The sequence below is a fragment of the Citrobacter sp. Cf132 genome (assembly GCF_030333885.1).
GTDB lineage: Bacteria > Pseudomonadota > Gammaproteobacteria > Enterobacterales > Enterobacteriaceae > Citrobacter > Citrobacter freundii.
In genome coordinates this window covers 41,460-56,204 of record NZ_JAOWFA010000071.1, presented here as the reverse complement: position 1 = coordinate 56,204, position 14,745 = coordinate 41,460, and the positions used below count along the sequence as shown (strand labels likewise).

The 14,745-nt window shown below is 48.4% G+C and carries 17 protein-coding genes, 1 tRNA gene and 1 riboswitch; of the genes, 6 read left to right on the top strand and 12 right to left on the bottom strand.

Translation table 11 applies throughout. From position 1 onward, the window contains the following. Positions 1 to 23 precede the first annotated feature (23 nt). Positions 24 to 111: transfer RNA gene (locus tag OGV85_RS20910), tRNA-Ser, on the top strand. A 153-nt stretch (positions 112 to 264) separates the two neighbouring features. Here the strand turns inward: OGV85_RS20910 and OGV85_RS20905 are convergent. The 8 genes from OGV85_RS20905 to OGV85_RS20870 form a co-directional block, all read right to left on the bottom strand. Then, the gene (locus tag OGV85_RS20905; RefSeq protein WP_061547837.1) at positions 265 to 1,068 is read right to left on the bottom strand and encodes a cytochrome c1; all 804 of its coding nucleotides are present in this window, start codon (positions 1,066 to 1,068) and stop codon (positions 265 to 267) included. A 2-nt stretch (positions 1,069 to 1,070) separates the two neighbouring features. Beyond that, positions 1,071 to 2,231: a cytochrome b gene (locus OGV85_RS20900; protein WP_061547838.1), complete on the bottom strand. Its 1,161-nt coding sequence runs from the start codon at positions 2,229 to 2,231 to the stop codon at positions 1,071 to 1,073. A gap of 1 nt (position 2,232) precedes the next feature. Beyond that, positions 2,233 to 2,784, bottom strand: coding sequence for a ubiquinol-cytochrome c reductase iron-sulfur subunit (petA, locus tag OGV85_RS20895; protein WP_003846882.1), 552 nt, complete (start codon positions 2,782 to 2,784; stop codon positions 2,233 to 2,235). 27 nt (positions 2,785 to 2,811) lie between these two features. Beyond that, entirely contained in the window at positions 2,812 to 3,252 is a 441-nt protein-coding gene (locus OGV85_RS20890) for a pseudoazurin (protein ID WP_003035925.1), read from the bottom strand. A 10-nt stretch (positions 3,253 to 3,262) separates the two neighbouring features. Then, a complete protein-coding gene (locus OGV85_RS20885; RefSeq protein ID WP_032948950.1) occupies positions 3,263 to 4,078 on the bottom strand; it encodes an ABC transporter ATP-binding protein in 816 nt (271 codons plus the stop codon). Continuing rightward, positions 4,075 to 5,142 (bottom strand): FecCD family ABC transporter permease, encoded by a 1,068-nt coding sequence (locus OGV85_RS20880; protein WP_032948951.1) that lies wholly within the window; start codon positions 5,140 to 5,142, stop codon positions 4,075 to 4,077. Before OGV85_RS20880 ends, OGV85_RS20885 begins: the two co-directional genes overlap by 4 nt. Before the next feature lie 66 nt (positions 5,143 to 5,208). After that, entirely contained in the window at positions 5,209 to 6,261 is a 1,053-nt protein-coding gene (locus tag OGV85_RS20875) for an ABC transporter substrate-binding protein (RefSeq protein WP_003035934.1), read from the bottom strand. 221 nt (positions 6,262 to 6,482) lie between these two features. After that, positions 6,483 to 6,706: riboswitch (cobalamin riboswitch) on the bottom strand. A 242-nt stretch (positions 6,707 to 6,948) separates the two neighbouring features. Further along, positions 6,949 to 7,458: a GNAT family N-acetyltransferase gene (locus OGV85_RS20870; protein WP_008320248.1), complete on the bottom strand. Its 510-nt coding sequence runs from the start codon at positions 7,456 to 7,458 to the stop codon at positions 6,949 to 6,951. 317 nt (positions 7,459 to 7,775) lie between these two features. Between OGV85_RS20870 and deoD the strand changes: the two genes are divergently transcribed. The 3 genes from deoD to OGV85_RS20855 all read left to right on the top strand — a co-directional run bounded on the left by deoD (position 7,776) and on the right by OGV85_RS20855 (position 10,605). Further along, entirely contained in the window at positions 7,776 to 8,483 is a 708-nt protein-coding gene (deoD, locus tag OGV85_RS20865) for a purine-nucleoside phosphorylase (RefSeq protein ID WP_003035940.1), read from the top strand. Between the two features lie 38 nt (positions 8,484 to 8,521). Then, positions 8,522 to 9,685, top strand: coding sequence for an MFS transporter TsgA (tsgA, locus tag OGV85_RS20860; protein WP_061547839.1), 1,164 nt, complete (start codon positions 8,522 to 8,524; stop codon positions 9,683 to 9,685). Positions 9,686 to 9,771: 86 nt separating this feature from the next. Next, positions 9,772 to 10,605: an outer membrane protein OmpK gene (locus tag OGV85_RS20855; RefSeq protein WP_003035947.1), complete on the top strand. Its 834-nt coding sequence runs from the start codon at positions 9,772 to 9,774 to the stop codon at positions 10,603 to 10,605. 44 nt (positions 10,606 to 10,649) lie between these two features. Here the strand turns inward: OGV85_RS20855 and OGV85_RS20850 are convergent, their stop codons facing one another. The 4 genes from OGV85_RS20850 to dsbA all read right to left on the bottom strand — a co-directional run bounded on the left by OGV85_RS20850 (position 10,650) and on the right by dsbA (position 13,488). Beyond that, entirely contained in the window at positions 10,650 to 11,336 is a 687-nt protein-coding gene (locus OGV85_RS20850; protein ID WP_061547840.1) for a Crp/Fnr family transcriptional regulator, read from the bottom strand. Between the two features lie 121 nt (positions 11,337 to 11,457). Beyond that, positions 11,458 to 11,751, bottom strand: a complete 294-nt coding sequence (cbpM, locus tag OGV85_RS20845) for a chaperone modulator CbpM (protein WP_003035954.1) — start codon at positions 11,749 to 11,751, stop codon at positions 11,458 to 11,460. Next, positions 11,751 to 12,671: a curved DNA-binding protein gene (gene cbpA, locus OGV85_RS20840; RefSeq protein WP_003035957.1), complete on the bottom strand. Its 921-nt coding sequence runs from the start codon at positions 12,669 to 12,671 to the stop codon at positions 11,751 to 11,753. The genes cbpM and cbpA overlap by 1 nt, the downstream gene beginning before the upstream one ends. Positions 12,672 to 12,864: 193 nt before the next feature. Continuing rightward, positions 12,865 to 13,488: a thiol:disulfide interchange protein DsbA gene (dsbA, locus tag OGV85_RS20835; protein ID WP_003035960.1), complete on the bottom strand. Its 624-nt coding sequence runs from the start codon at positions 13,486 to 13,488 to the stop codon at positions 12,865 to 12,867. Between the two features lie 397 nt (positions 13,489 to 13,885). On the opposite strand from dsbA, the gene OGV85_RS20830 reads away from it, so the two are divergent. Together OGV85_RS20830 and OGV85_RS20825 are read left to right on the top strand one after the other, a co-directional pair. Continuing rightward, positions 13,886 to 14,290 (top strand): VOC family protein, encoded by a 405-nt coding sequence (locus OGV85_RS20830; protein WP_003035964.1) that lies wholly within the window; start codon positions 13,886 to 13,888, stop codon positions 14,288 to 14,290. A 70-nt stretch (positions 14,291 to 14,360) separates the two neighbouring features. Further along, on the top strand, positions 14,361 to 14,723 hold the full coding sequence (locus OGV85_RS20825; protein WP_003836824.1) for a hypothetical protein: 363 nt from the start codon (positions 14,361 to 14,363) through the stop codon (positions 14,721 to 14,723). Positions 14,724 to 14,745: the final 22 nt, after the last annotated feature.

The following is a 14,745-nucleotide window of genomic DNA, read 5'->3' as shown; positions in this document are numbered from 1 at the left end:
GGATGTTTATAGTGCGCCTCATTGGAAGCGTGGCCGAGCGGTTGAAGGCACCGGTCTTGAAAACCGGCGACCCGAAAGGGTTCTAGAGTTCGAATCTCTACGCTTCCGCCAAACATAAACCCCAAGCTATCAAATAGCTTGGGGTTTTTTCGTTTTGCTCGGTTTATATTTTGTCTTTCTTTACTCGTCTTAGTCGCGCAAGGGCAACAGTGCTGCTGACAGGTTGAATGCTGGTGAACTGAGTAATCCCCCGCCTCGCAAGACCTACATGAGCGAACGTCTCTTCATTCGTCGTAATATCCATAGCAGCCCCAGCATAATAGCCAGATAGCCCATAACGTAATTCCCTTGCTGTTTTCGTTCAGAGAGCGCCGGATCGGCTGTCCATGCCAGAAAGGCGGTAACATCCCTGGCGTATTGCTCCTCAGTTTCAGCTTTCTGTGACGCCGGACTCCATTGGATCTCTCCGCTATTCAGCGGTTTCGGCATGTTAATCACGCCGCCCGGAAAATAGCGGTTAGCCTTCAGTTCGGGATCGTCAGGCAGATAGCCGGTGAGTAGTGCGTAGACGTAATCAGCTCCCTGGTCCGTGTAGGGCAGAAAAGCATCTAACAGGAATTGCGGAAATCCACGATCGTATGAGCGGGCGCGGACGATATAGCTCAGGTCAACAGGTTCTGCGCCATTATTAAGGTATCGAGCTTCCCGCTCGTTTAAATATGGCGATATAAAGCTGTCATTTAGCGTCCCGTCCCGCTCACCCATCTGGCCGTCATCCTGAATCTCAGGAAACTGATAGCCGTTAGCGATACTTCTTGCTTCTTCTTCCGTAAGTTCCGGGCCGCCGGATCTGGTCAAGGTTCGAAAGGTAAGGTGCTTCATGCCGTGACAAGCGCGACACTTCTCTTCATAAACCTGCAGACCACGCCGAAGCTGCTCTTTATCATACTGGCCATTGATGCCGCTGAAACTCCATTCCTGTCGTTCAGGCGTGGTTTCTTGCGCATAGGTGGAGCCCAGTCCCAATAGAGAAAAACACAGAACACTGAATTTCAATAGTCGTTTCATTATCAGTCCTGTTTTTCCAGAAAACGACGGCAAGGTAATACGATTAAAAACCAGGCAAACCAAATCAGCGTCGAAAGCTGGGACGCGGCACGTATCCAACCTTCTTCGTTACGAAAACCGTCAAGAAGGTCGGGGCCAACCAGCGCTTTCGATCCTAACCAGCCTAAAAAGCAGGCATTGATGACCCACAGCCAGAATCCGCATTTGACCAGCTTGCTGTAATGGCGAAAACGAGCCCGGGAGGTATCAAGCCAGGGAAGAAAATAGAAAATCAGTATCGAACCGCACATCGCGGCTAGTCCTACGAATTCATTCGGGAAGCAGCGCAAGATGGAGAAGAAGGGAAGGAAATACCATTCTGGCGCAACAATTGCCGGTGTAATCGTTGGGTCTGCGGGAATAAAGTTATCGGCGCTGCTCAGATAGTGCGGAGCAAAGAATAAAAACCAGGCGAAGAGCATCATAAAAAGGGTGATTTTGATGGCATCGAGATCGGTAATTTTGTAATCGAACAACAGGCTCCTGGACTCTTTCTCGCTGAACCTCTTTTTCATCGCCTGGGCAAACGCTGACTGTACGGTTCGTATATGAAAAACCGTTGCCACGACAATCACAAAAGGAAGAATAAAGTGGATAACAAAAAAGCGGCCAAGCATCGGTGTTCCCGGCGTATGGCTACCGACTAAATATGCGTATAACGTATCACCCACTAGCGGAATGGCCTGGGCAAAGCGAGTAATGACCGTTGCCGCCCAGTAGCTTTTTTGCCCCCAGATAAGACTATAACCAAGAAATGCGGTTATCATCAGGAGGATATACAGCGTGACGCTAATCAACCACATTGTTGTCCAGGGCTTGCGGTACACGTTGTAGTACATACCGCGAAAAATATGCAGATAACAGGCAAAGAAAAAGAGCGATGCGCCAATAGCATGCATATTGCGTATCAGTTCTCCATGGCGAACCGCACGCATAATATGAATAATGGAGTCAAATGCCAGCCCGGCTGTCGGCACGTAAAACATCGCCAGTACGATACCTGTCAGGATCTGCACGCCGAGCATAACCAGCAGGATTGCGCCGATAGCGAACAGCCAGAGTCCGGCAATCGAACGAGGAAAAGGAATTCGCCAGCGAAGCGAATAGACGCGCTCACTCATCATGTCAGGCTTCCTTAGTGCCGATACGCACGATCTGACCATCAGAATGAAAGGCGTAATCCGGGATTGCCAGGTTGGCCGTTGCGGGGCCGCGCGTCACGCGCCCGGAGGTATCAAATTCCGAGCCGTGGCACGGACAAATCCAGCCCAGCCCTCCCGGCTGGGCGTTGGGGACACATCCGGCATGTGGACAGTACCCTTGAACCACTAGCCATTGGGGATGAACGGCAGAGACCCTCTCGCTGTCAGACTGTGGGTCAATAAGCGTATGCCAGTCGGTATTTCTGGCGGCGACAATCTCTTCCTGCGTGCGGTGGTGAATAAGAATCAGCTTTCCCTGCCATATGCGCCTGATGGTTTGTCCAGCAGCAACACCCGCAAGAGAAACATCAATCGGTTCATTTTCCCCTAGCGTTTTCTCATCCGGGCTTAAGGCCGAAACCAGCGGCCACACGGCAGCCGCGACGCCCGCCGCGCCGACGAATTTCGTCAGTTTACACAGGCATTCCCGACGCTGTTCCTGGATTTCGCCATCTGCAAGTTTTTTATCTGCCACCTTGTATTTCTCCCAGAGTAATGCGGATTATTGTTTGTCGATACGCGCGTAAATTTCCTGAAAGCGCTTATCAGCAATACCCGGCGCTTTGAATGCCCGATAGCTGTCCGGTAACGTGGTATCGCCAACCTTAATCATCATCACCATGCCCTGAGCGTAATGCGGTGAACATTTGATGCCGTAAAATCCAGGATTGTCATAAGTCACCTCGATCTCTTCATCTATTTTTCCCATGAAACCGGGATAGTCAGCCGGAGACAATTCAGCAATTGAAGCCGCGTTGTGGCTCTTATGCTTACGGATAAACTTCACCGTATCACCGGGTTGGATCTCCAGATAATCCGGCTCGTAGACCATCGGCCCCGCAGACCCACGATTCTTCATCAACACTTCGTGAGTTTGCGCGAAGGCTGAAGAGGCGAGGGCGAGTAAACACAAAACTTTCAGACTCTGTTTGAGGTATTTCATCGATTCTTCCTTAAAATTCATCAGGTCTTTGATAACGAATAAAACAGTTTTCACTACCCGCTTCATGTTCGACAATGGCGTCGATACCAAACCAGGCATGGAGATTTTCGCGGGTAAAAACGGTGCAAGGTTTACCCTGCATCGCCATATGTCCGGAGGTCATTACGATGATGCGATCGCAGAACATCGCGGCATGATTAAGGTCGTGCAGAGCAGCAATCACCGTGAGCTTTTCACGTTTAACCAGACTCAGCAGGCCAATCTGATGTTGAATGTCGAGATGGTTGGTGGGTTCATCCATCAGCAACAATTGAGGCTGCTGCGCCAGCGCCCGTGCGATATGCAGGCGCTGTTTTTCTCCCCCGGAAAAGGTATGCCAGCAGCGGTGCTGGAATTCACTGAGATCGACCTTCTCCAGCATCGTTTGTACGATATCGTCATCTTTGGCAGACCAGGGGGTGAGCAGGCTAAGCCAGGGGGTCCGTCCCAGAGAAACGGCTTGTAAAGCGGTAAGCCGCTCGCTGGTTTCAGCCTGTTGTTCGACCAGCGCCACCTGTTGCGCAAGATGACGCCGCGAATAGTGCTGGAGCGCTTTTTGCCGCAGAGTGATGTGCCCGGAAGTCGGCTTCAGCAAACCGGCCAGCAGTGAAATCAGTGACGTTTTGCCCGAGCCGTTGGGACCGATGATACCGACAAACTCGCCGGGAGTTACGCGAAGAGAAATATCATCAACAATCGTCTTACCCTTTACCTTCCAACGCAGATTGCAGGCTTCAATAACGGCTTGCGCAGAGGTAACAAGTGGCTGTACGAGGTTTACCGTCATTTGTTCTGGTTTCCTCTTATCAGAATGATTGAAAACGCAGGCGCGCCGACCAAAGCCGTGATCACCCCAATTGGCAGTACCTGACCGGGTAGTAACGTGCGGGAAATAACATCGGCGACAATGAGGAAAATGGCGCCGGTAAGCGCACTAACCGGCAGCAGTCGATGATGCTGGTTGCCGACCAGCAAACGAGCGGCATGAGGGATCACCAGACCGACAAAGCCGATCGCACCAACAATGGAGACCATAATCGCTGTCATACCGGTGACAGCAGCAATCAGTACTGCGCGGGTACGTTTGACCGGAATACCCAACGATGCCGCGGATTCAGCGCCAAAGGAGAACGCATCAAGGTGGCGGACATAACAGAAGCACAGCGCAATACCGACCAGAGCGGTAGGAATAGCTAAGACAACATCGGGCCAGCGTACACCGCTCAAATTGCCTAACAACCAGAACATAATACCGCGCGCTTGCTCGGCGTTTGCTGAGCGGGTGATGATAAGCGACGTAATCGCATTGAACAGTTGCGAACTGGCGATCCCGGCAAGAATGATTTGGGTTGTAATCCCGCCACCTTGTTTACCGCCAGCGGCCATCGCCAATAGTGCAACGAACAGAAATGCCGTCAGCGCACCAATGAACGCCCCTAAAGACATACTGATGATGCCAGCCCCCAGTCCCGTGAGCGCAATCAGCACCGCACCGGTAGATGCTCCGGCAGAAATCCCCAGTAGATAAGGTTCGGCGAGCGCATTGCGTAGCAACGACTGTAACACTACGCCGGAAACAGCCAGGCAGGCGCCGCAGCTGGCTGAGACCAGTGCTCGGGTCAGGCGGTAGTTCCAGACGATCCCGGCATCCAGTGCATCGACAGGATAGTGGGTATCGAAAAGATGATTTGCCAATGTGCTGAGTACGTGCTGCCAGGGGATAAACGTTTCGCCGATGGAAATCCCCGCCAGCAGTACGCAACACATCAGCGCACTGACCCAAACGGCATGACCACCGACTCTCACCGCAAGCTGACCAACAGCGCGACGCATCCTGCGAGAATCACTCATGATTATCTGCGTTCCTGAGTAACGGAGATGCGCTATACCGTGCCGTGATATAGCGCAAAATGTAGATTAATGAGCAGCCTGCGGATGCGCTAAGCCATATTCAACCAGAGCGTCAGCCAGTTTTTCCACTCCATCAATAGTTCTGATCCCGGCATTCATTGTCTGTACGTCAATGGCCGGCAGATGGTTTTCTTTGACGGCAGGAATCAGTTTGGTGACAGGATCGGACTGGAGGTATTCCATCTTGATCTTCCAGTCATCTGCCGGGAAGCGTCGGCGGCTCATCTCACCGAGCACAATGACAGAAGGGTTAGCTTTAGCGATGGTTTCCCAGCCCACCGTTGGCCACTCTTCAGCAGAATCAATGACATTTTTCACACCCAACGTTTGGGCTATCCATGCTGCTGGGCCAAACTTCCCGGCAACGTAAGGATCGAGCTGTAAATCGGCGCTTGAGAACCAGAACACGGCGGAAACATTCTTATCCATGCCGGTAATTTTATTTTTTGCTGCTGATTCACGTGCTTTAAGGCTGGCAATCAGCGCTTCGCCTTTATCCTGAACATCAAAAATTTTTGCCAGATCGGCGACTTCCTGATACACCATGGCAATATCAAACATGCCCTTACGAACACCATCACCCCCATCTTCGTTATCCTTAGCACAGTCAGCTGGTGCAGTGTAAACGGGCACCTTCAGTTCACTAAACTGTTCGTATGAGGCAACTGTGCCAGCAGGGCCGATTTGCCACTCAAATTGGCTGGCAACCAGATCTGGTTTTTTAGCCACAATTCCTTCAAAGCTGGGAATATTTTGCGCAATAACGGCAACTTTTTCATTTGCTGCTTTGTAAGCATCCAGTACTGGGCCAAACCACAACGAAGTACCCACGACACGATCGGCCAGTCCCAATGAATAGAGAATCTCGGTACTGTTCTGACCCACCGTTGCCACACGCGTTGGTGCCTGATTAAAGGTAATATCGCGGCCACAGTTTTTAATCGTCAGAGGATATTCGGTTTTTGCCGCGTTAGAAAAACCGGAAGTCAACAGTACAGTGGTTCCAACAATAGCCAGAAGCGTTTTTTTAGAAGAGAAAAATGTAGAATTAGCGTGCATTATCATCGTCCCGTTGATGCCAGAATCTTAAAGTCTGGTCATGGCTCATTTCATTCCATATATCGGGAGGAGACATGAAGATAGATGACATTGAATCGTGAATTTTAAGAATGAAGATATGCAACAAATGCAAATAAGCCTTACTTAGCCAAAATCTTATTCATAAATACACTACTGCTTGCGTCAAATAATTCATCCCATGGACCATCCCGTCCACTTAATGGTATACATCGTTGACAGCAGGTCTCCTGACTCACGGTAATCAGAATATCGGCCTTCCCATAAAGACGAGCTTTACAGTGACCTGTGGCTTATTAACCACACAAGGATATTCTGCATCCGCCTACAGTTGCGGGGGCAGTTATGGAATTGAATTGAATAATTCTCACCATATTCCTATTCATATACAAAAATGTAATGAAATGCTGTCAAAAGCGACTCTAACGGCAATTGTTAACGAGGTCAACCGTATGAATAAACAGGGAAAACCTCACACCTCTGGTAAAATTGTTATGTTTTACAGTTGGTTATGCTTAAATCCTTTATCTCGGATGTATACATGAAAATAACAATAAAAAGCTAAATGAGAATTGATTGATATTGATCAAGCTATAAACGCGGTTTTATTTTTTCAATTTAATCATATTGATCGTTATCAATAACGCAGTTAATTAGCGTTGGGTTAATTTAATAATGTGATCTCTGCATATGTACCAATTGCCATTCATCCTGCATATCCATAACGACGCTAAAATCTTTACGCAACCAAAAATGATACCCTCCAGGCAAGAAATGATGAGTATGAAGATATAAGGTTTTATATTTTTGCTGCTGGCAGAACATTTGAGCTAAAGCAAACAACCGGCTTCCGATTCCCTGTCTGCGGTAGCGCGCATCCACGTAGCAACGACAAATTTCTGCCGTTTCAGGCAAATTATAGTGCCCACGTAGCTCAGTGATACGATCATCATATTGACATACCGCAAGTGTAGCGATGAGCTCTTGTTTTTCACTCCATGCGCAAAGTAATAGATTTCTTTCTTGCAAAATATACTGCTGCCTGAGATCGAAGATATCTTCTTCAGCAGCAGGCATGACTCTCCCGGCATTGAAGAACAAATTAAGATGCTTAATAAGGAACGACTGAACAGCAGGTATATCGGCGTGAGTCATCTCACTAAACCTTAATCGGGTCATGGCAGGCATCCAAGCTTAGAGTGGAATACGATAATAACAATAAGACCATTTTCAAAACAATATTGACGCTGCTATGGCTACTCGCGCCAACGCGGTAGTCACCAGCGATTTGGGGGCTAATCTGTTCTTTTATTGTTCTGGGTCTTGCTTTTCCTAACTGTTGCCGGGGCATAGTTTTCCTCTGCATCCTAAGCCTGCAACTCTAACTCTCAGAAATGAGAGGCCGATCCTTTGAGCAGGACTTTTGTCCTCAATCCTCTGCAAACGTCTGGTTACAATCCCTGCATATCTCCAATACCCATAATTCAGGAATTGTTATGACTGCACATATTAATGCTAAAGCGGGTGATTTTGCGCCAACTGTGATTATGCCGGGCGATCCGCTGCGCGCAAAATTTATTGCCGAAAATTATCTTATGGATTACCGCGAAGTTACCAACGTGCGTAATATGCTGGGCTATACCGGTCTTTATTTTGGTCAACCTGTTTCGGTGATGGGACACGGTATGGGTATTCCGTCTATGACGCTATACGCCCATGAGCTGGTACATGATTTTAATGTGAAGAGAATTATTCGCGTCGGTAGCCTGGGGGCAACACAACCGCATGTCAAAATGCGCGACATTATTCTGGCTCTCGCTGCCGGAACGGACTCTGTCACAAATTTAAAACGTAGCGCGGGCTACACGATGGCGACATCCGCTCACTTCCCATTACTACAACAGGCGTGGATGCTGGCGCAGAAGGCCGGAATCGACATTAAGGTCGGTAATGTTTTCAGTGGCGATCTTTATTACGATCCTGACGAAAACCTCATTCCTGCACTGGAAAAGTTTGGTGTACTGGGTGTGGATATGGAGGTGGCCGGCTTATACGCCTTAGCACACCAATTTAATATTGAAGCACTGGCTATTTTAACGGTGTCCGATCATTGCCTGACAGGCGAAGAAACCACGGCAGAGGAACGACAATTAACTTTTAAAAATATGATTGAGCTGGCGCTAAATACAGCCGTTACGGCTTAGCATTGGCTTTTAATTGAACCAATCAGGGATGTCATTATATGAAGAATAAAATAGCACTTACACTGATTAGTTTTCTGGCAAATTTTATTATGGCGGGGTTTGCCAGTCAGTTTGGAATGCTGATTGAACCGATTGCGGTACGTTACAGTGCTGATGTGAATACCGTTGCCTCGATATTTTCGCTGCTTAACGGTGGGGCATTAGCCGGGACCATCGCCGCCTTTTTCCTGATAGAAAAAATTGGCGTCAAGCGAATGACGTTTATTATCTATTCGATAGTGTTCCTTTGTTCGCTGGCAATGCACTTAAGCCCCGACTTATGGCCGGTGATGGTTGCCATGACTTTGGTGGGCTTTTGCGGTGGGATTGGCCTGTGTGTGGCAGGAACGATTGTTGTTTCGGTATGGCAGGATCGCATTCAAAGTACAATGTTGGTGGTACAAGACGCCACCTTTAACGTCGCAGGCGTGGTTTTTCCGCTGATCACCACCTACGCCCTGACGCACAATATGTCATGGAGTTACAGCTATCTAAGTGTTGGCATGGTGGCCTTACTTACGTTAGGTGTGGTGGCGCTCACTCGTTTTACTGCCTGTGAAACCGCGTCTGCGGAAGATCGGACAGACGCGGTGAAGTCTGAGTGGAACCCAGGGATTATTAGCGGAGGTATTGGTCTGTTCTTAGGTATGCTGGCGCTGTATACCTTCCTGACCTGGGCACCATTATTTGTGAAGAATAAATTTGGCATTCCATTTGAAGAAGCCGGTAATATTATTACGCAATACTGGGGAGCGGCGTTGGTTGGGGCGCTAGTATCAACTGTCATTGTTTCTCGAGTGAGGATACATTATTTCCTGTTGAGTATTATTTTGCTCGCTTGCGTTATTACGACCATTATTGTAACGAAAGACAACATCTCGGGGCTTGATTATCTGGCTTATAGTTACGGATTCGTCTGTGCGGCGCTGTATAACTCCTTTATTGCCTACGGAGTTTCATTTGTGAAGCGCGCAAGTAGTCAGAATGTTTCATATATTTTAATTAGCGGTAGCGCCGGGGCTATGTTTAGTCCAGCGATCAGTGCGCTAATGGAAAAAACAATGGGCTTGCAGAAAATTATGTACGCAATACCAGTATTATATTTAATAATCTTTATCATGTTGATGGGTACATTAAAACTTAAACGTAATAAAGCACAGTAATAACACTTACCTCTCTAATTAGATAGTCAGTCGCCACACCATTTATTTGGTGGGGCGACACTCAACCTTGCTCAAAGGAATTGAAAATGATGAAGAATAAATCAATGATTAAAAAAACAGTTCTGGGCGCAATCGTTGCAATGAGCTGTACGCAAGCGCTTGCTGCTGATTATACCGATGGCAACGTCCGTAAAAATGATTTTAACTGGATGCAGATGAACTTAATGCAAAGTGTGGATGCGAAAGTGCCTTATGGTATTCGTAATGACACTTATCTGGAACTGGAGTTTGGGGCGCGTTCCGGAATTATCGATCTGTATGGTTATGTCGATTTCTTTGATATTTTTGACCGCAAGCAGGATGACCGCCATGGAGGCGATAACTTTTTCGCCAAGATATCCCCACGGTTTTCCCTGGATGCTATTTTTAATAAAGATTTATCCGTTGGGCCATTTAACGAATTCTATATCGCAACGGTAAATAACATTGGCGACCGGGAATTATTTGAACATTATGTCGGTCTGGGCACAGATGTTAAGGTTCCGTGGTTTGGTCTGGTGGGAATGAACATCTATGCGCATTATGTGCGTGAAAACTACGGTGCGGATAACGAAGGCAAGTGGGATGGCTACATGTTCTCGACTAACTGGTCGACGCCGTTCTATACCTTTGCCAACGGCAGCTACCTGAACTATCAGGGTTACTTTGACTATCAGTTCGCCGCTAATAAGATTGCTAATCAACCGTTATACAGCAATAACGCGATTGAATGGTATAACGGTATCTACTGGCATTCAGAGCATTATGCGGTGGGTTATGGCCTGAAGTATTTCCGCAATATGGCATTGATGGAAAATCACGGCGGAGCAGGGCGCACCACCGGACTCGGTCACTACTTCAACCTTACCTATAAATTCTGATTGCGCTGAACTGACACACCAACCTTCTCTACGGGGATGGTGTGTCAGTCAATGATGTCATTGCCGAGGAATTTACGCAGCCCATCCAGATCCTTAATTTCCAGTCCTTGCTTCGTGCGCGTTACCAGTCCGGCATCCGTCAGGGCTTTAACCGCCCGCCGATAGACCCGATCGGTGGTGCCGAACCGTTCTGCTTCCTGGTATTTTTTATGGAAACCATCCATCGGCTGTTTGTTCTGATGCTGGCGATACAGATCATACGCCACGTTATGAACGATAGGGTAGAGCATCCGGTGCAGGAAGATTTCCAGCATATCCTGATAATCAATCGCCATCGCACTGGCAAAAAATATCGCCAGTCTCGGGTGCTGGTTTAGCGCTTCTTCCAGACGCTCACAGCTGCACACCGCCACGGTCAACGGCTCTTCGGCCACGATATCAAGCTGGCAGCGATACCCGGTAAAAAACTCCATTTCACCAAATAGTTGCTCATCACATTCCATTGCGCCCAACTGAAAACGGCGACCATTTTCCGCGCTGTAACGCAGGGAAATTCTGCCTGATTGCACCATGATAAGTCGATCGATTACCTGTCCCTGGCGATAGAGATACTCATCTTCGTGGATCATCTGCGTTTCAGAGAGCAGTTCCTGGAATATCTTCTCAATTAAGGCATCATCTTGCTGCCAGATATTGTGAAAACGACCTTTTGTGAGGGGCTTAAGCTGCATGGCTCAACGTCTTATTGTTTGAGATAATTCTTATCTCTGACTGTATGCTATCTACTGCTTAATGTCATTAAGAGCGCGGGGCGGACAATAAAAGGGCCAGCACCATGCTGGCCCTGACGCACTAAGGATGGCTGATAAAACGGGACAGCCGCTGGCGCAGCAGGCGGTTTTCCTGACGCAGCTGCGCGTTCTCTTCCAGCAACGTCAATGCAACGGCAATCCCTGGCCAGTCAAGTTCCAGCTCCTGACGCAGGCGCACCGCGCGACGCATTACGGTCAGCGCATGATCGTCAAACGTCTCGTCTTCGTAGGGTTCTATCACCCCTAAGCCGACAACCTCATGCAGTTCTTCTTCTGACACACCAGTGTACAGACAAAATTCGGTAATGGTAAAAGTGACGGTAACGTTAGCCATTATGCTTTCCCCCACTCTTTGCGCGGATCAAAGGTCTTTTGTGCATCTGCCAGTTGTTGCCACAGGGCGGCACTGGTGTCGTCAGGTTTCGGTGGCATGACGATCTTGATCACCGCATACAAATCGCCTGTATGTTTTTTACTTACCAGACCCTTGCCTTTAATGCGTAGCCGCTGACCGGCCTGGCTGCCTGCAGGAATGGTCAGCAGGATGCTCTCTTTCAGCGTCGGAACGGTTACTTTCGCACCCAGCGCAGCTTCCCACGGCGCCAGAGGAACGACAACTTCCAGATCCTGATTAACGATATCGAACAGCGGATGCGGCGCAATATGAATCACCAGCCACAAATCACCGTTCGGCCCACCGTTTTCGCCGGGCGTACCCTGACCTTTCAGACGGATACGCTGACCGTTACCGACGCCAGCCGGAATTTTCACGTTCAGTGTTTTAGGAATTTCTCGTTCTACCATGCCAAACGCATTGTAGACTGGCAGGTTGTAACTGATAGTGCGGCTATGCTCAGTAAGCGTTTCTTCGAGGAAGACGGCAACTTCTATTTCGATGTCGTGCCCGCGGCTGGCAGGGCGCTGGCGCGACTGGTGCGCACGCTGACCAAAAATGGAGGAGAAGATATCGTCGAAATCTTCGGCGCTGTAGCTTTGCCCCTCTCCTTGCTGGAATTGACGGCTGAACTGAGGGTCGTTGCGATGCTGCCACAGTTGGTCGTACTCGGCTCGTCGCTGTTCATCACTCAGGACTTCCCAGGCTTCAGCAACCTCTTTAAACCGGGCCTCAGCGTCAGTCTCTTTGCTGACATCAGGATGGTATTTACGGGCGAGTCGACGATAGGCGGTCTTGATTGTCTTGAGATCGTCTGTCGGTTTCACGCCCATAATGGCGTAATAATCCTTTAATTCCATAGCGTTCTCTCGTGTAAATCAACACTTGAAGAAGGTGTACCCCGACAACAGGTAACACCGCTAAGTTTAGGGTAATCCTGATAACGGCGAATGCCAACCGGGAAGAAAGGATATTGGTCTAAATGATGTGATTGCGCACCACCAACAGCGCTTTTGACTGTTGTGTGGTGCGAAAAGTGAGATTAGAGAAACGTCAGGATTTGGTGATCAGATAGCGAACCGTATCCGCGTAGCTCTTCACAAAAGAGTTTAGGTCGTCAGATTTCAGTCCTTTTGGATTGATCATATATTTACCGTTGATAAAAATGGCGGGCACACCGGTTAAATCTACCGCTTTAGCCATTTCTTGTTGTTTCGCGGTCAGGGATTTCACGGCAAAACTGTTCCAGGCGGCATCATAATCACTGGCGCTGACGCCCGCGCTGATAAATACGTTACGAATATCATCCGCTGTTTTAACGGTTTGTTTTTTCTGAACGGCATCAAAAAGCAACGGTTTAACTTTATCTTGTACGTTTAACAGCATGGCGACGGACCAGGCGTGCGTCATGTCTTGCCCCAGCGGACCTAAAAAGTCGACGTGGTATTCGGTGAGTTTGACATCAGCAGGCAGTACTTTTTTCACGTTATCCGTGATTTCAAAAACTTCATCGTACTGATAACAGGAAGGACAGTAAAATGAGAAAAACTTCAGCGCAGCTGGGGCGGAAGCGACGGGTTTTTCCAGGGTGATATACTCTTTACCGTCGGTAAATGATGCTGCCTGAGCGCTAACTGTAAAAAGTAACCCAATCAGGGGTAATAAATATTTTTTCATTTTCATATACTCTAAATAACATTTGATAAACAAATTATCTGCTAATGAATACGTTATTCATTGCGTCTGGATATAATAAGGAAATCCCCTGAAAATGCGCTGACCCTTACTTTCATTTACGCATCAGTACGTAGCGGGCATTATTTGTGTGCTGACATTGAAATATTCTCTGGCATTCTTCGTAAATAGTGAATGATAACTTCCGTGATATTTTCAGGGGTATTTTTAGCAATGTTATAGTGTAATAAACAAAGACGAAAATATGATTAATTATCATTTCGCTTTTAAAGCGTGAATGGCAAGGTATTGCGCTAAGTATTTGCAAATACCCCTGTAGATTGTCTTTTTCTTGTCGCGCGTGAATGAATAGGGTAAGTGTCAGAGATGAGCAATCCAAATGGATATCACTATGATCGACCACCTGGATCACCTGGTACTAACCACCAATCATGAAGAGGCTTGCGTTCGTTTTTATGTCGAGCTTTTAGGCATGAGGTTGGAAACTTTCGCACAAGGTCGGAAAGCCTTCGTCTTTGGCAATCAGAAAATCAATCTCCATATTCGGGGAAAAGAGTTTGAACCTAAAGCCTACGCGCCAACGCCGGGGGCGCTGGATTTGTGTTTTATCACCACGCGTACACTGGAAGAGGTGACAGAGACGTTTCAAACCCACGGAGTCGAGATTATTGAAGGGCCCGTTGCACGAACCGGTGCGACAGGACCGATTCGCTCGGTTTATGTCAGGGATCCCGATCTCAATCTGATTGAAATCGCGGTATATCCAGCAGATGCCAGGACATAACTTTACAGCGCAAAGGTTGCCAAAAACCGGCGAGTGGTTAAGATAACTCGCATCAATGAGTGAGGGTATAATGGCGAAACGTCAACGGATGGGATGGTGGTTCCTCTGTCTGGCATGTGTTGTGGTGATGGTTTGCACCGCACAACGCATGGCGGGTCTGCACGCGTTGCAGATGGATACCGCCGTTACAAGCGTTGTCGCCAGCGCACAAGTGCAGGCCGATGAGGCTTCACCCGTTACCCCTTGTGAACTGAGCGCGAAGTCATTACTGGCTGCGCCACCCGTACTGTTTGAAGGTGCTATTCTGGTGCTGTGCCTGCTGCTGTCGTTGCTGGCGCCAGTGCGGGCGTTTCGTCTACCTTTTTTCCCACCGCGAGCCATCTCGCCGCCCACTCTCCGGGTGCATCTCCGATTTTGCGTCTTCCGTGAATGACAGAACAGCCGTTGCTGACTGT